The sequence below is a fragment of the Pseudoxanthomonas sp. 3HH-4 genome, from assembly GCF_006716465.1.
Classification (GTDB): Bacteria; Pseudomonadota; Gammaproteobacteria; order Xanthomonadales; family Xanthomonadaceae; genus Pseudoxanthomonas_A.
On sequence record NZ_VFPB01000004.1, the window covers coordinates 14,138 to 35,724 of the forward strand.

A 21,587-nucleotide genomic window follows, 5' to 3' on the forward strand; every position below is an offset into this window, starting at 1 on the left:
TCCGGCAGAACGCCGGAACCCGCCTGAAATCCCCATCTTTTCCTGATCGAGGCATGCGTTCGATGACTCCTCACGCCCGTTCCGGCCTGTTGGCCGTGCTGATGCTCACCACCCCTCTCGCCGCCTGCGCACAGCAGCCGGAGGCGCCTGTGCCCACGACGGCGACGGCGCCTGTCGTCGCACAGTCGGCGGCTCCACAATTGGTGACTGGCCTTCCCGACTTCACCCAGTTGGTGGAGCAGGTCGGTCCGGGCGTGGTGAACGTGGAGGCGACGGTAGGGTCGCGTCGCAGTGCGCAGGCCGAAGAGGCCGAGATACCCGAAATCTTCCGGCGCATGCTGCCACCGGGCTTCCCGATGCCGGGCCCAGGCCAGCAGGGGCCACAGCGGCGCGGCACCTCGATGGGATCGGGCTTCATCATTTCAGCCGACGGCTACGTGCTGACCAATCATCATGTGGTGGATGGCGCCGACGAGGTGAAGGTCACCCTGCCGGACCGCCGCGAGCTGACCGCCAAGGTGGTCGGCAGCGACCAGCAATACGACGTGGCACTGCTGAAGGTCGAGGCCAAGGGCCTGCCGACCGTGCGCATCGGCAACTCGGCCACGCTGAAGCCGGGCCAGTGGGTGGTGGCGATCGGTTCGCCGCTGGGGCTGGATCACTCCGTCACCGCCGGCATCGTCAGCGCCGTGGGGCGCAGCGCGTCGGCCGAGCAGCGCTACGTGCCCTTCATCCAGACCGACGTGGCGATCAACCAGGGCAATTCCGGCGGTCCGCTGCTCAATACCCGCGGCGAGGTGGTAGGTATCAACTCGCAGATCTTCTCGGTGTCCGGCGGCTACATGGGCATCAGCTTCGCCATCCCGATCGATCTGGCGATGGGCGCGGTGGAGCAGCTCAAGAGCACCGGCAAGGTCAGTCGTGGGCAGCTGGGCGTGCAGGTGGGCGCGGTGACCTCCGATGCCGTGAAGGGCTTCGGGCTTCCCGATAACCGGGGTGCGCTGGTCAATGACGTGGTGGGCGGCAGTCCCGCCGCGAAGGCTGGCATCGGTCCTGGCGACGTCATCCGCTCGGTCAATGGCCGGGCGATCAACGATTCGAGCGATCTGCCGCCGATCATCGGCGCGATGGCCCCCGGGACCAAGGTCACCTTGGGTGTCCTGCGCGATGGGAAGCCGCGTGACCTGACCGTGACGCTCAGCGAACTGGACGAAGGCGAGGCGGGAACGAGTGTCCCCCCGGCCTCGCCCGACAGGCCGGCAGCTCCGGCCGGACGCAATGCGCTTGGCATCCAGACCCAGCCGCTTGACGCGAACAGCCGCAAGCAACTGGGCGTCGAGGGCAGCGACGGCGTGCTGGTGGCGCGCGTGGACAGTGCCGCCGCCCGCGAGGCGGGCCTTGCGCCGGGCATGGTGATCCTGCAGGTAGGCCGCACCAAGGTCGACATCCCTGCGGCACTGGACCGGGAACTGGCCGCTGCAAAGGCGGGTGACACGGTGATGCTGCTGGTGCGCCATCGCGGGGTGACCCGCTTCATCGCCGTAACCGTGGAAAAAGGCTGAACAACACTCGTGAGCGCAGGTGATCCCCGTCGCCCCGCTTCCGCGGGGCGACGGCGTTTCCGGCCGCCGGGACGCGGATCGGCAAGACCGGCCAGCGTCCGTGCGATAATGTCCCGTTATTCCTGACGACCGCACAGGCCGCCGCGCACTCCCCATGTCTTCTGATTCGATGCGGAATATCCGCAACTTCTCCATCATCGCGCACGTCGACCACGGCAAGTCGACCCTGGCCGACCGCATCATCCAGCTCTGTGGCGGCCTCGAGGCCCGCGAGATGGAAGCGCAGGTGCTCGACTCCAATCCCATCGAGCGCGAGCGCGGGATCACCATCAAGGCCCAGTCCGTGTCCCTGCCGTACAAGGCCAAGGACGGGCAGGTCTACCAGCTGAACTTCATCGACACCCCCGGCCATGTCGACTTCAGCTACGAAGTCAGCCGCTCGCTGGCGGCCTGCGAAGGCGCGCTGCTGGTGGTGGACGCCGCCCAGGGCGTGGAAGCCCAGTCGGTAGCCAACTGTTACACCGCAGTGGAGCAGGGCCTGGAAGTAGTGCCCGTGCTCAACAAGATTGACCTGCCGACGGCCGACATCGAGCGCGCCAAGCGGGAAATCGAGGCCGTCATCGGCATCGATGCAGATGACGCCGTGCCGGTCAGCGCCAAGACCGGCCTCAATGTCGACCTGGTGCTGGAAGCCATCGTCCAGCGCATCCCGCCGCCGAAGCCGCGCGACACCGACAAGCTGCAGGCGCTGATCATCGACTCGTGGTTCGACAACTACCTGGGCGTGGTCTCGCTGGTGCGCGTGATGCAGGGCGAGATCGGGCCGAAGAGCAAGATCCTGGTCATGTCCACCGGCCGCACCCATGAAGTGGACAAGGTCGGCGTGTTCACCCCCAAGCGCAAGGAGCTGAAGAAGCTCGGCGCCGGCGAGGTGGGCTGGATCACCGCGTCGATCAAGGACGTGCACGGTGCGCCGGTCGGCGACACCCTCACCCTCGCGTCCGACCCGGCCCCGGGCCCGCTGCCCGGCTTCCAGGAAATGCAGCCGCGCGTGTTCGCTGGCTTGTTCCCGGTCAACGCCGAGGACTATCCGGCGCTGCGCGAGGCGCTGGAAAAGCTGCGCCTCAACGACGCGGCGCTGCGCTTCGAGCCGGAGAGCTCCGAGGCCATGGGCTTCGGCTTCCGTTGCGGCTTCCTCGGCATGCTGCACATGGAGATCGTGCAGGAGCGCCTGGAGCGCGAGTACGACCTCGACCTGATCAGCACTGCGCCGACGGTGGTGTATGAAGTCCTCAGGACCGATGGCACGGTGCTCTCGCTGGACAATCCGGCCAAACTGCCGCAGTCCAACCTGATCGAAGAGGTGCGCGAGCCCATCATCCGCGCCAACATCCTCACCCCGGAAGCCTACATCGGCGCCATCATCAAGCTGTGCGAAGAAAAGCGGGGCGCGCAGATCGGCATCCAGTACCTGGCCAGCCAGGTGCAGATCAGCTACGAGCTGCCGATGGCCGAAGTGGTGCTGGACTTCTTCGACAAGCTCAAATCAGTGAGCCGTGGCTATGCCTCGCTGGATTATGCATTCCTGCGTTTCCAGCCCGGTCCGTTCGTGCGCCTCGATACGCTGATCAACGGCGACAAGGTCGATGCGCTCAGCCTGATCGTGCATCGCAGCCATGCGGATCGCCGGGGTCGCGAGCTGTGCGAGAAGATGAAGGAGCTGATCCCGCGGCAGATGTTCGATGTGGCCATCCAGGCCGCCGTGGGCTCGCAGATCATCGCGCGCAGCACGGTCAAGGCCATGCGCAAGAACGTGCTGGCCAAATGCTATGGTGGCGACATCACCCGCAAGAAGAAGCTCCTCGAGAAGCAGAAAGAGGGCAAGAAGCGGATGAAGCAGGTGGGGCGCGTGGAGATTCCGCAGGAAGCCTTCCTCGCCGTGCTGCAGGTGGACAGCAAGTAGCGTTTTCCTTCTCCCCGCGGGAGAAGGTGGCGCGTAGCGCCGGATGAGGGTACGGCGAAGTCCGCGAAGCCGTGGGCGTGGACTTCGCCGTACCCTTATCCCAACCCCTCTCCCGGTGGGAGAGGGGTCATCCAACGGAGTGTGTATGGTCTGGTTTGAAACGATCCTCGTGGTACTGACGCTGCTGACCGGCCTGGTATGGCTGGCGGACAAGCTGTTCCTGGCCAAGCGCCGGCGCGCCCGGAGCGGATTGCTGGACGAAGAGCCGGTGCTGGTGGACTACTCGCGTGCGTTCTTCCCGGTGCTGGCCGTGGTGCTGGTGCTGCGCAGCTTCATCGCCGAGCCGTACAAGATCCCGTCCAGTTCGATGATGCCGAACCTGCTGATCGGCGACTTCATCCTGGTCAACAAGTTCTCCTACGGCCTGCGCCTGCCCATCACCAACCAGAAGTTCCTGGCCCTCGGCGAACCGGCCCGCGGCGACGTGGTGGTGTTCAAGCCGCCGCACGACCCCCAGAACAATTGGATCAAGCGCGTGATCGGCCTGCCGGGCGACAAGATCGGGTTCCATGGGGACACCGTGTCGATCAACGGCCAGCCGCTGACCTACGAGAAGCTGGGCGATTACGTGGGCAAGGGCAGCGGTGCCGGTGAGACCGGGGCCGCACTATTGAAGGAAAAGCTGCCGGGACGGCCCCATACGGTGCTGGAATGGCTGGACAGCGCGCGTCCGGAGGGGCAGGGCGAATGGGTGGTTCCGCCCGGGCATTATTTCGTCATGGGCGACAATCGTGATAATAGCGAGGACAGCCGGTTCTGGACGCAGACCCATTTCCTGCCGGAACAGAACCTGCGCGGCAAGGCCTTCCTGGTCTGGCTGAACTGCGAGGGCTGGTTCTGCAAGAATGGCTTCGATGCCTCGCGTATCGGCAACGGCATCGAGTGATCTTTCAACGCTAACGGGGAAGCACGGGGGAATGGCAATGAAGCGCAAGCAAAGCGGCATGACATTGATGAGCTTTCTGATGGTGCTGGCCGTGGTGGGCTTCGCCGCCTACATCGCCATGCGACTGTTCCCGATGTACCAGGAGTACTACGCGGTCAAGTCCTCGATGAAGGGACTGGCCAACGAGGCGGGCGTGGCGGACATGGATCCGGCCCGGATCCATGAACTGTTCTTCCGTCGCCTCGACATCAACTACGCGACCAACATCAAGCCTTCGCACGTGAAGATCGAGCGGATGGAGGGCGGCTGGAATATGAAGGTCGCTTATGAAGTGCGCCGCCCGCTGGTCGGCAACCTCGATGTGGTCGGCAACTTCGCCGCCGAGCAGGCGATGACGCGTCGCGGCGCGGAATAGGGATTTGGCGGTTGATCGCATCGGCCATGCGTTCGCCGACCAGGGCCTGCTTGCGCAGGCCCTGACGCATCGCAGCGCGGGAGCTCCCCACAACGAGCGGCTGGAGTTCCTGGGCGACAGCGTGGTCAATCTGCTGGTGGCGGAAACCCTGTTCCTGCGCTGGCCCAAGGCGGACGAAGGCGCGCTGACCCGCGCGCGCGCCGAACTGGTGCGCGAGGCTTCGTTGGCCACCATCGCGCGGCACCTGCAACTGGGCGAGCGCCTGACCATGGGACCGGGTGAAATGAAGTCCGGTGGTCATCGTCGCGATTCCATCCTCGCCGACGCGCTGGAGGCGGTCGTGGCGGCGGTCTATCTCGATGCCGGATTCGATGCCTGCCGGGCCGTGGTGCTGCCGTGGTTCGAGGAATCGCTGGCGGCGCTGCCGGTCGGCCGACCGGAGAAGGACGCCAAGACGCGGCTGCAGGAATGGCTGCAGGGGCGCCAGCGTCCGCTGCCGGTCTACGAACTGGTCTCGGAAAGCGGCGACGACCACGCCAAACTCTTCCTCGCGCGTTGCACCACGCTGGACCCGCCCCTTGCGGCGGACGGCGAGGGCACCTCGCGCCGCAACGCCGAGCAGGTCGCCGCGGCGGCACTGCTCGACAAGCTCGACATTTCGAAGTGAGTACCCCCCGGTGAGCGATTCCTCCTCCTACCGCAGCGGCAGTGTTGCCGTCATCGGTCGTCCCAACGTGGGCAAGTCCACGCTGACCAATGCGCTGGTCGGTGCCAAGGTCAGCATCACCTCCAACCGTCCGCAGACCACGCGGCACCGGCTGCTCGGCATTGCGACCTTCGCGGCGGGCAAGGACCGGCCCGCAGGCCAGATCGCGCTGGTCGATACCCCCGGCCTGCACAAGCAGCAGGGCAAGTTCTCGGCGTCAGCGATGAGCCGAGTGATGAACCGGGCCGCCCGTGGCGCGCTGGAAGAGGTCGAGGCGGCCTTGATGGTGGTCGAAGCGGGCCGCTGGGACGAGGAGGACACCCTCGCTTACAACGTGTTGCGTGATGCGGGCATTCCTGTGGTGCTGGTGGTCAACAAGGTCGACCGGATCAAGGAAAAGGCGGCGATGCTGCCATTCCTGGCCGAGGTCGGGCAGGGCCGCGAGTTCGCGGCGGTGCATCCGGTATCCGCGCTGAAACGCAATGGCCTGGACGCGTTGGTGAAGGACATCCTGGCGCTACTGCCGGAGCAGCCACCGATGTTCGGCGAAGACGAGATCACCGACCGCAGCGAGCGTTTCCTCGCGGCCGAACTGGTGCGCGAGCAGTTGATGCGCCAGCTGGGTGCAGAGCTGCCGTACGCCACCACCGTCGAAATCGAGAACTTCACCACCGAAGATTCACCCAAAGGCGAGCTGGCCCGCATCGGTGCGGTGATCTGGGTGGAGCGCGAAAGCCAGAAGGCCATCGTGATCGGCAAGGGCGGCGCGCGCCTGAAGGAGATCGGCAGCAAGTCGCGCCAGCAGATGGAGCATCTGTTCGGCCGCAAGGTGTTCCTTGAAACCTGGGTGCGTGTGCGCGAGGGCTGGTCGGACGACGAGAAGGCACTCAAGGCCTTCGGGTATGAGTGAGCCCGCGCGGGCCTGAATGCGCATCACCGGCGAGAACGCCTTCGTCCTGCATGCGCGTCCCTGGCGCGAGACCAGCCTGCTGGTCGAAGTGCTGGGCCGGGATCAGGGACGCCTGGGCTTGGTCGCGCGGGGCGTGCAGGGGCCGAAGAAGCATGTCCTGCGTGCCGCGCTGCAGCCGCTGCAACACATCCGGCTCGATTGCGACCTGCGCGGCGAATTGGCGCGGCTGGTGAGCGCGGAGGCGCTGGACGCGGCACCACAGCCCGCCGGTGACGCCATGCTGGCCGCGTTCTATCTCAGTGAACTCGTACTGCGGCTGGTGCCGCGACACGACCCGCTGCCCGAGCTCTTCGACGCCTATGCACAGGCCCGCGAACGGCTGCGGTTGCGTGACGGACTGGCGTGGTCGCTGCGACGGTTCGAACGCGACCTGCTGGACGCACTGGGTGTCGGCTTCGCGCTGGATGTGGATGGCGATGGCGAGCCTGTGGACCCGGCGGCGCGCTACCTGCTCGATCCGGAGCACGGCCCGCGTCGCCTGCTCAGCGACCGTGGTCACGGGGAGAGAAGCCAGGCGGCCACCGGCCGCGCGTTGCTCGCCTTGGCCGAGGATGCAACGCCTTCGCCCGAGGACCTCGCCAGCCTGCGGTTGCCGATGCGTTCGGTACTGGCGCACCACCTCGGTCCGAGGGGGCTGAAATCCTGGGAAATGATCGGTGACCTGGGGCGGCTGAAACAACGCGGCGCCACGACGGACTGACGGCGTCAATCCGTCGGCGACAGCAGGCGCCTGCTCGCGTCTGCAAAGGCGTCGCGCAGCGCCGCATTGCTCGGAGCGGCGTGCCAGCGGCCTGCGATGCCGGCCAGCGCACAGGCACCGGCGAAGCCGCAGCTGGCCTGCAACCTGTGCAACTGGGCACGCAACGCTGCTTCATCCGCGTGGGTGAATGCCTCCAGGCAGGCAGCGGTCGCCGTGGGCAACTCGGACAGGAACAATTCCCGGAGCAGCGTGGCATGTTCGCGATTGCCTGCGAGTGCTGCGAGTGCGGCGGCTTCGTCCCAGTCGGGAAGCGCCTGTGTCGACGGGATGCCGGTGCCGCCTGCCAGCGCATTGCGCACCGCGCGTTGCAGCGCCTGTGCCGAGAGCGGCTTGACCAGCACATCGGCAAATCCGGCCTGGACCAGCCGTTCGCGTGTCTCAGGCGTCGCATCGGCCGTATGCGCGAGAGCGGGCGTGGACGGATGGCCCGCGCGCAGGCGTTGCAGCAGCGTCGCTCCGGTGCCATCGGGCAGGTTGGCGTCGATCAGCCACGCGTCGAAGGCGAGCGGAAATGCCAGCGCCTGCGCGCAGTCCGCCGCGCGCTCCACGCGTGCGGGCAGCGCGGACAGGGCGGCCGACAGGAACTCGGCACTGATGGGGTCGTCTTCCACCAGCAGGAGCGTCGGCATCGTGCCGTCGGTGAGGGTCATGGTCGGGCATCCTGCGGACTGGTCCCATCTTAGCGTCGGCGGGGGCGGGCGGCGCCCATGCGACAATGCGGCCCCGCCAACACACGCAGCCTGACGCCACGTGGCACGCACCCGCTCCCCCCGCATCGACAAGACCCCCTTCGAAGCCACCATCACCGACCTGACCCACGACGGACGGGGCGTCGCCCGCCGCGATGGCAAGGCCGTGTTCGTCTCCGGCGCATTGCCGGGCGAGCGGGTGATGGCCGAACAGACGGCGAAGAACCGCCATTTCGACGAAGCGAAAGCACTCGATGTGCTGGAAGCGTCGCCCGACCGCGTCACGCCGCGCTGTCCTCATTTCGGGACGTGCGGTGGCTGCGTATTGCAGCACCTGGACGAGGCCCGGCAGATCCAGGCCAAGCAGCGCGTGCTGCTGGAGAACCTGGAGCGCATCGGCCACGTCACGCCACGGGCGGTGCTGCCGCCACTGACCGGTGCCGCCTGGGGTTACCGCCGCAAGGGCCGCTTCTCAGTGCGCCGGGTCAACAAGAAAGACAAGACGCTGGTGGGGTTCCGCGAACAGGATCCGCGCTTTGTCGCCGACCTGTCCGAATGCCACACCGTCATCCCGGGGATCGGCACGAAGATCACCGCACTGGCCGGGCTGGTCGAAAGCCTCGACGCACGCGAGCACATCCCGCAGATCGAGTTCATCGCGGGCGACGCCGGTGCGGACTTCAGTGGCATCGCGCTGGTGTTCCGCCACCTGTTGCCGCTGAGCGAGGGCGACCGCGGGAAGCTGGCAGCGTTCGGCCAGGCCACCCGTTTCGCGATCTTCCTGCAGCCGGGCGGACTGGAGAGCGTGCATGCCTTGTGGCCTGAGGCGCCGCAACTGGCGTTTGCGCTGGCGCCCTGGGACGTATCGCTGGCATTCCGCCCGCTGGATTTCATCCAGGTGAACGCGGCGCTCAACGAGAAGATGATCGCGCGGACCTTCGAACTGCTCGACCCGCAGCCGCAGGACCGTGTGCTCGACCTGTTCTGCGGGCTTGGCAACTTCACCCTGCCGATGGCGCGCCTGGTGGGCGAGGTCGTGGGCGTGGAAGGCGAGGCGGGTCTTGTCGTGCGTGCGCGCGACAATGCCGCCCGCAACGGGCTGGACAACGCACATTTCCACGCCGCTGACCTCACCCAGGACCAGCGCGGCACGCCGTGGATGCGCCAGGGCTTCGACAAGCTGCTGCTCGATCCGCCGCGTTCCGGTGCCATCGAGGTGCTGCAGCAGTTGCCACTCAGGCAGTTCGACCGCATCGTCTACGTCAGCTGCCATCCCGGCTCGCTGGCACGCGACGCGGGTTACCTGGTCAATGAGCAGGGCTACACGCTGGTGTCGGCCGGCGTGATGGACATGTTCCCGCACACGGCGCATGTGGAGAGCATCGCGCTGTTTGAAAGGCGGTGATTCGTGATTGGTGACTCGCAAGAGCCGATCCTGCACTGTTCCGAATCCAAAAGCTCGCCGCCATCCTGAATCCAATCACGAATCACCAACCACATGCCTCTCGAAATCGAACGCAAATTCCTGGTCACCGGCGATGTCTGGCGCGATGCCGCGCACGAGGTCGTGCCGATGGCGCAGGGCTACATCAACGACATGGCGGCGATGGATCGCGGCGAACAGAAGGCCTCGGTACGCGTGCGCATCCAGGGCGAGGCCGCCTTCCTCAATCTGAAATCGCGCGAGCTGGGCGCCACCCGGCAGGAATTCGACTACGCCATCCCCGTTGCCGACGCCCGCGCGCTGCTGGCGCTGTGCGTGGGTGGCGTGATCGACAAGCGCCGGCACTACGTGCGACACGAAGGCCACCTGTGGGAAGTCGACGAGTTCGTGGGCGACAACGCGGGGCTGGTGGTTGCGGAAATCGAACTCGACCGTGCCGATGAAGACTTCGTGAAACCTGCCTGGACCGGCAAACAGGTCACCGACACCGCCCGCTATTACAATCTCGCCCTGGCGTCGCGTCCATACGGGCAATGGTCCGACGAAGAACGCGCCGCCACCGATATTCCCTGAGGAACACCCAATGCTCGTCATCGGCATCGCCGGCACAGAACTCACCGCTCAGGAACGCGATTGGCTGCAACACGACGCCGTCGCAGGCGTCATCCTGTTCACCCGCAACTTCGCCTCGCGTGCGCAGGTGGCGGAACTGTCGCAGGCCATCCGTGCCGCCGCGCCTCGTCCGCAACTGGTCTGCGTGGACCAGGAAGGCGGGCGCGTGCAGCGCTTCCGCGACGGCTACAGCGATCTGCCGGCGCTGGAAGGCTTCGGCAAACTCTATGCGCGGGAACCGCAACTGGCCCTGCAGCGAGCCGAGGAACATGCGTGGCTGATGGCCAGCGAGATCCTCGCCAGTGGCGTGGACCTGAGCTTTGCGCCCGTGGTGGACCTTGCGCGTGGCAACCGCGCCATCGGCAATCGCGCTTTCGACGCCGATCCGCAGATCGTGGCCGAGTTCACGCGCGCGTACATCCGCGGCATGCACGCGGCCGGCATGGCGGCCACGCTGAAGCACTTCCCAGGCCATGGCACGGTGCTGGAAGACACCCACTTCGATGACGCCGTCGATCCGCGCAGTCTGGACGTGCTGCGGGCTGAGGACCTGGTTCCGTTCGTCGCCGGCATCGAGGCCAAGGCCGACGCGGTGATGATGGGGCACGTGAAGTATCCGGCGGTGGCACCGGAACCGGCGGGCTACTCGCCGTTCTGGATCCAGAAGATCCTGCGCGACGAGATGGGTTTCCGAGGTGTGGTGTTCTCGGACGACATCGGCATGGCCGCGGCATTCTCGGCGGGCGGCGTGAAACAACGCATCCATGATCACCTGGACGCGGGATGCGACGTGGTGCTGGTGTGTTCGCCCAAGCTGGTGGACGAGTCGCTGAAGGCGGTGGAAGGCCGCGCACTGAATACCGCCGCCGTGCTCGGCGTACTGGGCCGTGGCGCACTGGGGTGGGACGGCCTGATCGCGGATGCACGCTATGGCGACACCCAGGCGCGCGTGCTCGACAGTCTCAAGGGAGTTGCATGATGGAATCGCTGGGCAATCCGACGCCGAAGCTGGCCGACGCACTGGCCAATGCCGACCTGCTGGTCGACCGCGCGACGATAGACCGCGCCATCACCACGATGGCCGCGCCGATCGCGCGCGACTACGCGGGCGAGGTACCGGTCTACCTGACCATCATGCATGGCGCGCTTCCCTTCGCCGGGCAGCTGTCGCTGGAACTGGGCGCGCTGGGGCTGGACCTGGAGTTCGACTACCTGCACGCCACCCGTTATCGCGGCGAGACCACGGGCGGGGAACTGGTATGGAAGCACCGCCCCGCGACTGCGCTCTACGGTCGCCGTGTGCTGCTGGTGGACGACATCCTCGACGAAGGCCATACGCTGCTGGCAGTGAAACAGTGGTGCCTGGAGCAGGGCGCCACCGACGTGCGGATCGCTGCGCTGACCACCAAGCAGCATGATCGTTGCGTGCCGGGCATCTGCGCGGACTATGTGGGCCTGGAGGTCGCGGACCGCTATGTGTTCGGCTTCGGCATGGACTACCACGAGCAGGGGCGCAACCTGCCGGGCATCTACGCGCTGAAGGACTGACCATGGCCGACATCGCGCTTGCCGTCATCGGCGGCACCGGCGTCTACAGGCTCGCCGACCTGCATGACGTGGAGACGAAAGAGCTGCATACGCGCTTCGGCGCGCCATCGGGTCCTGTCCGCATCGGCACGCTGGACGGGCGGCGCGTGGCGTTCCTCGCCCGCCACGGCGAGGGCCATTCGGTGCCGCCGCATCGGGTCAACTACCGCGCCAACCTGCAGGTGCTGAAGGACCTTGGCGCCACCCGGGTGCTGGCGCTGAATACCGTCGGCGGCATCACCGATGCCTGCGGTCCGCGTGTACTGGCGTGCCCCGACCAGCTGATCGACTACACCTGGGGCCGGATCTCGACGATCTGCGAGGAGCCCGGCAGCGAGGTGCTGCACGTCGACTTCGGTGATCCGTACACGCATTTACTTCGCCAGCAGATCCTTTCCGCGGCCCGCGAGGCCGGCGTGGATCTGGTGGATGGCGGCTGTTACGGGGCCACGCAGGGACCGCGTCTGGAGACCCGCGCCGAGATACGCCGGATGCGCCACGATGGCTGCGATCTGGTCGGCATGACCGGCATGCCCGAAGCCGGTCTGGCACGGGAAATGGGCCTGGAATACGCCTGTCTGGCCATCGTCGCCAACTGGGCGGCGGGTTGCGGCACCGACGAGGAAATCACGATGGACGAGGTGCTGGCGAACGTGGCTGCTGCATCGGCCGGGATCCCGGCCCTGGTGGCCGCGTTGGCGCGAGGGTGATTGTCAACGCGCGCCGGCCTTTGCATACTCGGCGTGTGCGGCGTCACCGCCACACATTCCACCCGCATCCAGAAAAGGAAATACAAGCGCTATGCCGTACGGTACCGTGAAATGGTTCAACGATGCCAAGGGCTTCGGATTCATCGCGCCAGAAGATGGCAGCGCCGATGTCTTTGCGCACCACACCGCCATCAACAGCAAGGGCTTCCGCAGCCTGCAGGAAGGCCAGCGCGTCAGTTACGAGCTGACCCAGGGCCCGAAGGGTGCACAGGCGTCCAACATCACGCCGGCAGCCTGATCCAAGACGATTTTCTTGAACCCCGCTCCGGCGGGGTTTTTTAACGCCTGCATTCCGGCCCATCGCGCTCCGGCAGGAAAGAGACGCCGCATTCGATGAACTCCCTGCATATCGCCATCGTCGGTTACGGCACCGCCGGCCAGGCCGCGGCGCTGCTGCTGTCGCGCGACGGCCACCGCGTGGAGGTCTTCGAACAGGCGGAAACACTGGGGCCGGTCGGCGCGGGCTTCCTGCTGCAACCGACCGGACTGCAGGTGCTGTGGGAATTGGGCCTGCTGCCCGATGTGCTGGCGCATGGCCGGCGGGTCAATCGCCTGTATGGCGAAACGCCCTGCGGTCGCGCGGTGATGGACATGCGCTATGCCGGGCTGGACGCGCGCTTGTTCGGGCTGGGCATGCAGCGCGGAGCGTTGTTCACGCTGCTGGCGGAGGCATGGGCGGGGCAGGGCGAGATCCATCGTGGTCACGCCATCGAGGCCGTCAGCGACGATACGCGCCGCGTGCGCGACCAGCATGGTCGCTGGCATGGCCCGTTCGACCTGGTGGTGAGCGCCGACGGTTCGGCTTCGCGGCTTCGCGTGGCCACCGGAGCCGTGAAGCGCGAGGCCGTCTATCCGTGGGGCGCGTTGTGGCGACTGGTGCCACAGGGCGATTGGCGCTGGAACGACGAGCTGCGCCAGCGTTACGTGGCTGCACGCAAGATGATCGGGTTGCTGCCGGTGGGCACGCGGCCCGGTGATGGAACGCCGCGGTTGAGCTTCTTCTGGAGTCTGCCCGTCAGCGACTTCGATGCCTGGCGCGCGCGCGGTCTGCCGGCATGGCGCGAGGAAGTGGCAGGCCTGTGGCCCGAGGCCGACGCCTGCCTGGCCGACACCGTGGACGCCGACCAACTCGCGCGCGCCAGCTATCGCGACGTAACCCTGCGGCAGTGGTACCGGGACCGCCTCGTCGTGATCGGGGACGCCGCGCATGGCATGAGTCCGCAGTTGGGCCAGGGCGTCAACATGGCACTGATGGACGCGATGACCCTGCGCGACGCGCTGCGCGTGCAGGGCGATGTCCCGGCGGCGCTGGAGGCGTATCAGCGCGAACGCGTGGCGCATGTCGGCGTCTACCAGTTCTGGAGCCGCTGGCTGACCCCGATCTTCCAGTCCGACCGCGACCTCATCGCGCATGCCCGCGATCTGGCATTCCTCCCGATGGGCCGGCTGCCGGGTGGGCGCGGGCACATGCTGCGGGTGCTGAGCGGCACGCAGCACGGCTTCTTCCGCAAGCTGGAGCTGCAGCCGGCGTTCCTCGAGACACTTCGCGACCTCTCCCCCTCAGTGTAGGGGCATCGCAATCAGTGGCAGGGCCCGCAACGCATCCACGCGCCACGCTGAATTGCGCGAGAATCGTGGCGTGCAACGGGAACCTACGATGAGCGAACTTTCTCCGTTCGAAACGCATTCCGTGGAAAACCAGCCACCTCCCTTCGCGCCTCGCGACCTGTGGGCGGACGACATCGTGTTGCGCGAGTGCGTGATGCGTGATGGCGCGGGAGCGTTCGCTCCACGGCTGGCGACCTATGGCGCGCTGGCGGGCGACGCGCTCTACCGTCTTGGCTTCGATGCGAACCGGGACCGGCCCCGCTTGCGCACCCATGACCAGCATGGCCATCGCATCGACATGGTGGAATTCCACCCCGCCTATCACCAGCTGATGGAGGCGGCGAAGACGCACGGTGTCGCCGGCCTGTCGTGGCACGAGCCGTTGCCCGGCGCACACGTCGCGCGCGCTGCGTTGAGTTATCTGCATCACCAGGCGGAAGCGGGCACCAGCTGTCCCCTGACGATGACGCATGCGGCCGTCCCCGTCCTGCAGCGCGAGCCTGCGCTGCGCGAATGGGCGGCGAAGGCGGCCGCGCCGCACTACGATCCGCGCGACGTGCCCATTGCCGGCAAGGCCGGCATCACGCTGGGCATGGGCATGACCGAAAAGCAGGGTGGTTCCGACGTGCGGGCGAACGCCACCACCGCCACGCCGGACGCCGACGGCACCTACACGCTGGTCGGGCACAAGTGGTTCTTCTCCGCGCCGATGTGCGATGGCTTCCTGGTGCTGGCACAGGCGCCGGATGGGCTGACGTGCTTCCTGATGCCGCGCCGACGGGAAGACAGTGCGAAGAACGCATTCCGACTGATGCGGCTGAAGGACAAGCTGGGCGACTGGGCGAATGCGTCGAGCGAAGTGGAATTCACCGGCGCGCGGGCATGGCGTGTCGGCGACGAAGGACGCGGTGTGGCCACCATCATCGAGATGGTGATGCTGACCCGGCTCGACTGCATGCTGGGGTCGTCCGCCGAGATGCGGATGGCGCTGGCGCAGGCAGTGCATCATGCGCGCCATCGCCGCACGTTCGGCAAGCCGCTTGTGGAACACGCCCTGATGCGCAACGTGCTGGCCGACCTCGCGCTGGAGTCCGAGGCGGCGACCACCTTCGCGCTGCGGGTGGCGCGCGCGGTGGATGCGGCGTCGCGCGATCCACGCGAGGCTGCCTTCGCGCGCATTGCCACGGCCGCCGGAAAATACTGGCTCTGCAAGCGCGCGCCCGCGTTCGTCAACGAGGCGCAGGAATGCCTGGGCGGTGCCGGCTATGTGGAGGAATCGATCCTGCCGCGGCTGTACCGGCAGGCGCCGTTGAACTCGATCTGGGAAGGCAGCGGCAACATCCAGTGCCTCGACGTACTGCGCGCCTTCGCACGCGAACCCGAGACCGTGCAGGCGGTGGGCGACGAACTGGCCGCCGCGTCCGGGCATGATGCGACGTTCGATGCGTTCGTTGATCGCCTGCGTGTCGACCTGGCGGCCGCCCGCGAAGCCGGTGCACGCCTGCTGGTGGAGCGTCTGGCGCTTGCGCTGCAGGCGTCGGTGCTGCTGCGGGCGGGCAGTCCGGCCGCGCCCCTGTTCATCCGCAGCCGGTTGGGCGGGGAGCATGGCCTGGCGTTCGGCACGCTTCCGGCGGAGGTGGACGCAACGCCTTTGCTGGCGCGGGCATTGCCGGCATGAGCGCCTGGCGCTGGATGTTCGCGTTGCTGGCTGTGTTGGGCCCGTCGTCTCAGGCGCGCGAACACGGGGATTGGCCGCCGCCCTTGCTGCCCGCTGCGCAGCAGGCCGACGCGATCCGTGTCCACAAGGCGCAGCGCCGCATGGCGCTGTTGCGCGGTGGGCGCACCATCGCCACGTATCGCATCGTCCTGGGGGGCGCACCGGTGGGGCACAAGCGCGAGCAGGGCGACCAGCGCACGCCGGAAGGCGATTACCGCATCACCTACCGCAACGGACGCAGCCGCTTCCATCTGTCGTTGCGCATTTCCTATCCGGATGCGGCCGACCGTCGACAGGCGCTTGCACGTGGCGTCGATCCGGGCGGCGACATCATGATCCATGGCGCCACGCCGCCGGGCTCGCGCGTGGACTGGACGGAGGGCTGCATCGCCGTGACCAACACGGAAATGGAAGCGATCTGGCAGCGCGTGCCGGTGGGTACGCCGATCAGCATCGAACCCTGACGGGCGCATTGCCGGTCCGTCAGCGTTGGCCGCCCCCGCGGGAGGCCAGGGCGCGCGAGCCAGTGATGATCATGCGGACCATCTCGGAAAGTTGCTCGATCAGTTCCTGATCCTTCTCCGGCGGCAGATCCATCGCCGTGGCGCCCATCGCGAATACCAGGCGGGTGATGGCCTTGGATACCAGCGCCGGTTCGTACAGCGGTGCATTGTCGCGCGTGGCCAGCCGCACCAGGTCCATGCACAGCTCTTCTTCGAAGAACTGCAGCTCGAGTTCCACCGCGTGCTTGAACGCGTCAGAACCCACATTGCCTTCGCGCAAAAGCACGTGCAGCAGCTTGTCGTCGGCGCGCAGTTGTTCGATGAATGCCTCCACCGAGCCGCGCACCACGCTGCGGTCGCTGCTGTAGGCGCGGTGGCGGGCCTCGCCGATGATCTTGCGCAACGAGCGGCCGGCCAGATCGATCAGCGCCACGGCCAGTTCGTCCATGTCGCGGAACTGGCGATAGAAGCTGTTGGGGGCGATGCCGGCCTCGCGGGCCACTTCGCGCAGGCTCAGCGTGGACACGCTGCGATGCGGGCCTACCAGTTTCAGCGCGGCCGCCATCAGGTCTTCGCGCGAAATCGACGCCTTGCGGCCGGGGCCGTTGTCGTCGTGGGGCAGCGGTTGCGGGTATGAAGTCACGCGGGGAGGCCGGACGTGCGGAGTGATGGGGGCATCATAGCCTCGTAAATTAATATACAACTGTATACACATCCGTCCTTACAGGGGTATAGTGTTGACCATGAATGCCCAGATTCGTCCGTCCCCCCGCCGGCCCGGTCCCCTGAAACGGCTGATCCGGCCGCTCGTCAAGCCGGATGTGTTCGATTTCTGGGCCACTCGCTTGCATCGCACCTGGACCTGGGAGCGCCCGCTGGCCCGGCTTGTCGCCCGCGAATCCGCCTCCGCGGACGCGGTCACCCTGCTGTTCAAGCCGAACCGCCACTGGGCGGGCCATCGCGCTGGCCAGCATGTGAACCTGGGCATCGAGATTGATGGGGTACGGCTTACCCGAAGCTACAGCCTGACGTCGCCCCCGCGGGCGGACGGGTTGCTGCCGGTGACGGTGAAGGCGATCGAGGGCGGCAAGGTCAGCCGCTACCTGCACTCGACGGCCCGCATCGGCGAGATCGTCGAGCTGGGGCAGGCGTTCGGCGACATGACGCTGCCCGCAGCACCGACAGGCGCCTATCTGATGCTCGCCGCCGGCAGCGGCATCACCCCGCTCATGGCGCTGGTGCGTGAACTGGCCGGGCAGGGCATGCCGGTCGGGCTGACGTTGCTCTACTGGGTGCGTCGGCGCGAGGAAGCCTGCTTCCTCGACGAACTCCGGACGCTCGCCGCCGCCCATCCGGGCTTCCGCTTCCGGTTGCTGCTCACGCGCGAAGCCGCATCTGCCGGCGACGAAGCCGAAGGCCGCATCGATGACACGGTGCTCTCCGCGCAGGCGGGCGACCCCGCCACGCAACAGGTGATCGCCTGCGGGCCGGGCGGGTTCGTCGAAACCGCGCGTGGCTTGCTGGCCTCGCGCGCGGCCTCGTTCCAGGCCGAAGCGTTCACCGCCCCGCCGGTACTCGTGGTGGACGAGGGCGAGGTGGACATCCTCCTGCAACGCAGCGGGCGCACGCTGCGCGTGCCGCGCGGCGAATCCCTGCTGGTGGCCCTGGAGCAGCACGGTCTCAAGCCGCCGTCCGGCTGCCGCATGGGCATCTGCAATACCTGCGCCTGTGGCAAGTCCGCGGGCAGCACGCGCCACCTGCCCAGTGGCGACCTGATGCATGAACCCACCCAGGCGTTGAAGCTGTGCATCCACAGCGCCGCCACCGACATCGAGCTGGATCTGTAATGACGACCCTTTCCTCCCCCCGCAACCGCAGTCTCACCACCGACGAACTGGATCGCTTCGGCGAGGAGCTGGACGCCCTGCGTGCGCGCACTGTGGCGACGCTGGGCCAGCGTGATGCGCGCTATATCCGCAACGTGGTCAAAGCGGTGCGGTACGCCAACCTGACCGGCCGCGTGCTGCTGCTCGCCGCCGCGATCGCCGGTGGCCTCTGGCTGGCCGACAGCGCGGTGGGCTGGCTGTTCTGGGTGCTGTGGGCGCTGGGCGCACTGTCGCTGGGCCTGGGCAAGATCCTCGACAACATGGAACTGGGCCACAACGTCATCCACGGCCAGTACGACTGGCTGGGCGACCCGCAGCTCAACGGCAAGACCTACGACTGGGACATCGTCGCCACCAGCGAGAACTGGCGGCACACGCACAATTTCCGCCACCACACGTATACCAACGTGCGGGGCATGGACGACGACATCGGCTATGGCTTGCTGCGCATCTTCCCGGAGCAGAAGTGGAAGCCTTTCTACCTGGCGCAGCCGGTGGTCGCGGTGGTGTTCGCGCTGCTGTTCCAGTGGGGCATCGCCATCCAGGACCTCAAGCTGGGCCGCTGGTGGCACGGCAAGATGACCACCCAGCAGCTGCGCCGCAAGTCCGCGCCGGTAGTGCGCAAGATGGGCCGCCAGCTGGCCAAGGACTACGTGATCTATCCCGCATTGGCCGGCCCGTTCTTCCTGCCGGTGCTGCTGGGCAACCTGGTCGCCAACGGCCTGCGCAACGTGTGGACCTACGTGATCATCTTCTGCGGGCACTTCACCGCCAATGCGGAGACGTTCCCCAAGGAATGCATCAAGAACGAGTCGCGTGGCCACTGGTACCTGCGCCAGCTGCGTGGTTCGTCCAACCTGCGTGGCGGATTCCTGATCAACGTGCTGTCGGGCAACCTGAGCCACCAGATCGAACACCACTTCTTCCCCGACATCCCCGCCAACCGTTACGCCGAGATGGCACGCGAAGTGCGCGCGATCTGCGCCCGCTACGGCCAGCATTACAACACCGGCACACTGCTCACGCAGTTCGGGCAGGTGTGCTGGCGCATCGTGCGCCATGCCTTCCCCAGCCGGCCGCGACGCGCGATGGCGCTGGTCCAGGCGGAAGCCGTCGCCTAAGGGCTACGCGGCGCCGTCTGGTGGTGCCGCGGCGCGCGCCGCACGCGCGATGACGCGCTTGAGCCGCCACTCGGCGAAGAACGAGGCGGCGATCAGGCCGGTGCCCAGCAGGCCCAGCCACTGGAACCAGGGATTCTCGAAGACCTCGTCGGCCAGGTCGTTGTCCTGCAATTGAAGGCGCAGCAGGCGCACTTCAGTGGCCAGCGCATCCGAGCTGGATTCGCCGGGATGCGCAGCTTCCTCCGCCTGCAACGCCAGGCGCGCCATCGCCGCGTGTCCTGTGGGATCAGCGTCTTCACGACGCTCCATCGTGACAACCAGCGCACTGGTCAACAGGATCAAACTGGTGCCCAGGCCACGCAGCAAGGGTGGGAGTGACTCATGGATCATGCGCGGGCTCCGGCTCTGGTCCGCCGCATCCTAGTCCAAGCAACGAGGGAATGGCGGATGCGATCCGCGCACGGTCAATCCAGGAACTGAAGCCGCGCAAGCTCGGCGTACAGGCCGTCCTGCGCCAGCAGTTCCGTGTGCGTGCCCTGCGCGACGATGCGGCCACGATCCATCACCACGATGCGGTCGGCCTTCAATACCGTGGCCAGCCGGTGTGCGATGACCAGGGTGGTGCGGCCCTCCATCAACCTTTCCAGTGCCTGCTGCACCGCGCGCTCGCTCTGTGCGTCGAGCGCGCTGGTGGCTTCGTCCAGCAGCAGGATGGGTGCGTTCTTTAACAGGGCGCGGGCGATGGCGATGCGCTGCTGCTGGCCGCCCGACAGGCGTGCGCCACGTTCGCCGAGCTGGCTGTCGAAGCCTTCCGGCAACTCGCGCAGGAAGTCGTTCGCTTCCGCCGCCTCGGCCGCCGCCTGCAGTTCGGCATCCGTGGCATCCAGCTTGCCGTAGCGGATGTTCTCCGCAGCGCTCGCCGCGAAGATGGTGGGTTGCTGTGGCACCAGCGCGATGTGTTCTCGCAGGGCGGAAGGATCCAGCTCGCGCAGGTCCACGCCATCGACGCGCACGCTGCCGGTCTGCGCATCGTGGAAGCGCAGCAACATCGAGAACACAGTGCTCTTGCCTGCGCCGGATGGTCCGACCAGGGCGACGGTTTCGCCGGGATTGACGGTGAGGTCGAAGCCGTCCAGCGCGGGCAGGTCGGGGCGCGACGGATAGTGGAACGAGACGTTGTCGAAACGGATCTCGCCTTTGACCGGCTGCGGCAACATGCGTGGTTGTGTCGGCGCCTGGATGACAGGTGTTTCGCCCAGCAACTCCGCAATGCGGCCCATGCCACCGGCCGCGCGTTGCAGTTCGTTCCATACCTCGGCCAGTGCACCGACCGATCCGCCGCCGATCAGCGCGTACAGCACGAACTGGCCCAGCGTGCCCGCGCTCATCGTGCCGTTGATCACGTCATGCGCGCCCGACCAGAGCACCAGCGTGATCGCGCCGAAGATGAGGGTGATGGCCGCTGCGGTCACCCATGCCTGCGCACGAATGCGCTTGCGGGCGGTTTCCACGGCGGTCGCGATGGCGGCACCGAAGCGGCCGCGTTCGTATGGTTCGCGTGCGTGCGCCTGCACGGTGCGGACGGCGCCCAGGGTTTCGCTGGCCAGCGTGTTGGCATCGGCCACCCGGTCCTGGCTGGCGCGCGATGCTTTCTCCAGTCGGCGGGCACCGAGCACGATGGGCAACACCGCCAAGGGGATGCCGATCAGTGCGAAGGCCGCCAGTCGGGGGCTGGTGACGAACAGCATCGCCAGGCTGCCGATCACGGTGACGCTGCTGCGCAGCGCTACCGACATGCTGGTGGCCACCACCGTGCGCAGAAGTTCGCTGTCGGCGGACAGTCGCGATACGAGCTCGCCGCTGCGGCTGCGGTCATGGAATTCGGCATCCAGTCCGATCAGGTGCCCGTACAACTGGCCGCGCAGGTCGGCGACGACCTTTTCGCCCAGCAGCGACACGAAGTAGAAACGCGCCGCGCTGGCCAGGGCCAGCACGACCGCCACCACGAACAGGAACAGGAACGCACGGTTGATGTTCGCGCCGTCGGTAAAGCCGTTGTCGATCATCTGCCGGAAGGCTACCGGCAGGCTCAGCGTCGCCGCAGACGCCAGCGCCAGCGCCAGCAGCCATGCGGTGAATAGGCCACCATGCTGACGCACGAAGGGCCACAGGGCGCGCAGGGTGCCCAGCTTGGCCTTGGTTTTGGACGAGGAAGTGCCGTCCGGTGTCTCGAGCGGGGTGTTCATCGCGGATCCGTTCTCAAAGCGGTTGTGGAAGGGGCTTCAGCCCCGACCAGGCCGCTGTGCTTCCATCGTGCCGGAAGCCCCT

At 67.0% G+C, this 21,587-nt stretch carries 22 protein-coding genes; 18 read left to right on the plus strand and 4 right to left on the minus strand.

The genetic code is table 11. The features are described 5' to 3' along the window. The first annotated feature begins 62 nt into the window (after positions 1-62). The 7 genes from FB548_RS12240 (at position 63) to recO (ending at position 7,262) form a co-directional block, all read left to right on the plus strand. Entirely contained in the window at positions 63-1,562 is a 1,500-nt protein-coding gene (locus tag FB548_RS12240; RefSeq protein ID WP_142125456.1) for a DegQ family serine endoprotease, read from the plus strand. A 169-nt stretch (positions 1,563-1,731) separates the two neighbouring features. After that, positions 1,732-3,525 carry a translation elongation factor 4 gene (gene lepA / locus FB548_RS12245; protein ID WP_185742119.1) on the plus strand — a complete coding sequence of 598 codons (1,794 nt, stop codon included), beginning with the start codon at positions 1,732-1,734 and terminating at the stop codon, positions 3,523-3,525. A gap of 145 nt (positions 3,526-3,670) precedes the next feature. Next, positions 3,671-4,471 (plus strand): signal peptidase I, encoded by an 801-nt coding sequence (lepB, locus tag FB548_RS12250; RefSeq protein WP_142125078.1) that lies wholly within the window; start codon positions 3,671-3,673, stop codon positions 4,469-4,471. Positions 4,472-4,508: 37 nt separating this feature from the next. After that, positions 4,509-4,886 carry a DUF4845 domain-containing protein gene (locus tag FB548_RS12255; protein WP_142125079.1) on the plus strand — a complete coding sequence of 126 codons (378 nt, stop codon included), beginning with the start codon at positions 4,509-4,511 and terminating at the stop codon, positions 4,884-4,886. Positions 4,887-4,890: 4 nt separating this feature from the next. After that, positions 4,891-5,553 (plus strand): ribonuclease III, encoded by a 663-nt coding sequence (rnc, locus tag FB548_RS12260; protein ID WP_142125080.1) that lies wholly within the window; start codon positions 4,891-4,893, stop codon positions 5,551-5,553. A gap of 10 nt (positions 5,554-5,563) precedes the next feature. Further along, positions 5,564-6,502, plus strand: a complete 939-nt coding sequence (era, locus tag FB548_RS12265) for a GTPase Era (RefSeq protein ID WP_142125081.1) — start codon at positions 5,564-5,566, stop codon at positions 6,500-6,502. Positions 6,503-6,518: 16 nt separating this feature from the next. After that, a complete protein-coding gene (gene recO, locus FB548_RS12270; RefSeq protein ID WP_142125082.1) occupies positions 6,519-7,262 on the plus strand; it encodes a DNA repair protein RecO in 744 nt (247 codons plus the stop codon). Between the two features lie 5 nt (positions 7,263-7,267). On the opposite strand, the gene FB548_RS12275 is transcribed toward recO, so the two are convergent. Next, entirely contained in the window at positions 7,268-7,972 is a 705-nt protein-coding gene (locus FB548_RS12275) for a response regulator (protein ID WP_142125083.1), read from the minus strand. A 100-nt stretch (positions 7,973-8,072) separates the two neighbouring features. On the opposite strand from FB548_RS12275, the gene rlmD reads away from it, so the two are divergent. The 9 genes from rlmD to FB548_RS12320 all read left to right on the plus strand — a co-directional run bounded on the left by rlmD (position 8,073) and on the right by FB548_RS12320 (position 16,213). Then, a complete protein-coding gene (gene rlmD / locus FB548_RS12280; protein WP_142125084.1) occupies positions 8,073-9,416 on the plus strand; it encodes a 23S rRNA (uracil(1939)-C(5))-methyltransferase RlmD in 1,344 nt (447 codons plus the stop codon). Between the two features lie 93 nt (positions 9,417-9,509). Further along, complete coding sequence (locus tag FB548_RS12285) at positions 9,510-10,028, plus strand: CYTH domain-containing protein (RefSeq protein WP_142125085.1); 519 nt, start codon at positions 9,510-9,512, stop codon at positions 10,026-10,028. Between the two features lie 10 nt (positions 10,029-10,038). Then, a complete protein-coding gene (gene nagZ / locus FB548_RS12290) occupies positions 10,039-11,046 on the plus strand; it encodes a beta-N-acetylhexosaminidase (RefSeq protein ID WP_142125086.1) in 1,008 nt (335 codons plus the stop codon). Further along, on the plus strand, positions 11,046-11,615 hold the full coding sequence (locus FB548_RS12295) for a hypoxanthine-guanine phosphoribosyltransferase (RefSeq protein ID WP_142125457.1): 570 nt from the start codon (positions 11,046-11,048) through the stop codon (positions 11,613-11,615). Before nagZ ends, FB548_RS12295 begins: the two co-directional genes overlap by 1 nt. Positions 11,616-11,617: 2 nt before the next feature. Further along, on the plus strand, positions 11,618-12,364 hold the full coding sequence (locus FB548_RS12300; RefSeq protein WP_142125087.1) for an S-methyl-5'-thioinosine phosphorylase: 747 nt from the start codon (positions 11,618-11,620) through the stop codon (positions 12,362-12,364). Positions 12,365-12,455: 91 nt separating this feature from the next. Continuing rightward, complete coding sequence (locus FB548_RS12305; protein WP_055942196.1) at positions 12,456-12,662, plus strand: cold-shock protein; 207 nt, start codon at positions 12,456-12,458, stop codon at positions 12,660-12,662. A 95-nt stretch (positions 12,663-12,757) separates the two neighbouring features. Beyond that, entirely contained in the window at positions 12,758-13,993 is a 1,236-nt protein-coding gene (locus FB548_RS12310) for an NAD(P)/FAD-dependent oxidoreductase (RefSeq protein ID WP_142125088.1), read from the plus strand. A gap of 88 nt (positions 13,994-14,081) precedes the next feature. After that, positions 14,082-15,710, plus strand: a complete 1,629-nt coding sequence (locus tag FB548_RS12315) for an acyl-CoA dehydrogenase family protein (RefSeq protein ID WP_142125089.1) — start codon at positions 14,082-14,084, stop codon at positions 15,708-15,710. Next, complete coding sequence (locus FB548_RS12320; RefSeq protein WP_142125090.1) at positions 15,707-16,213, plus strand: L,D-transpeptidase family protein; 507 nt, start codon at positions 15,707-15,709, stop codon at positions 16,211-16,213. The genes FB548_RS12315 and FB548_RS12320 overlap by 4 nt, the downstream gene beginning before the upstream one ends. A 19-nt stretch (positions 16,214-16,232) precedes the next feature. Here FB548_RS12320 and fabR read toward each other — a convergent pair whose 3' ends face one another. Next, on the minus strand, positions 16,233-16,874 hold the full coding sequence (fabR, locus tag FB548_RS12325; protein WP_225590959.1) for an HTH-type transcriptional repressor FabR: 642 nt from the start codon (positions 16,872-16,874) through the stop codon (positions 16,233-16,235). 121 nt (positions 16,875-16,995) lie between these two features. Here fabR and FB548_RS12330 point away from each other — a divergent pair, with 121 nt between their 5' ends. Continuing rightward, entirely contained in the window at positions 16,996-18,099 is a 1,104-nt protein-coding gene (locus tag FB548_RS12330; protein ID WP_142125092.1) for a ferredoxin reductase, read from the plus strand. Then, a complete protein-coding gene (locus FB548_RS12335) occupies positions 18,099-19,259 on the plus strand; it encodes an acyl-CoA desaturase (RefSeq protein WP_142125093.1) in 1,161 nt (386 codons plus the stop codon). The genes FB548_RS12330 and FB548_RS12335 overlap by 1 nt, the downstream gene beginning before the upstream one ends. 3 nt (positions 19,260-19,262) lie before the next feature. Here FB548_RS12335 and FB548_RS12340 read toward each other — a convergent pair whose 3' ends face one another. Together FB548_RS12340 and FB548_RS12345 are read right to left on the minus strand one after the other, a co-directional pair. Next, positions 19,263-19,649, minus strand: coding sequence for a hypothetical protein (locus tag FB548_RS12340; RefSeq protein ID WP_142125094.1), 387 nt, complete (start codon positions 19,647-19,649; stop codon positions 19,263-19,265). Between the two features lie 74 nt (positions 19,650-19,723). Next, positions 19,724-21,505, minus strand: coding sequence for an ABC transporter transmembrane domain-containing protein (locus FB548_RS12345; protein ID WP_142125095.1), 1,782 nt, complete (start codon positions 21,503-21,505; stop codon positions 19,724-19,726). Positions 21,506-21,587: the final 82 nt, after the last annotated feature.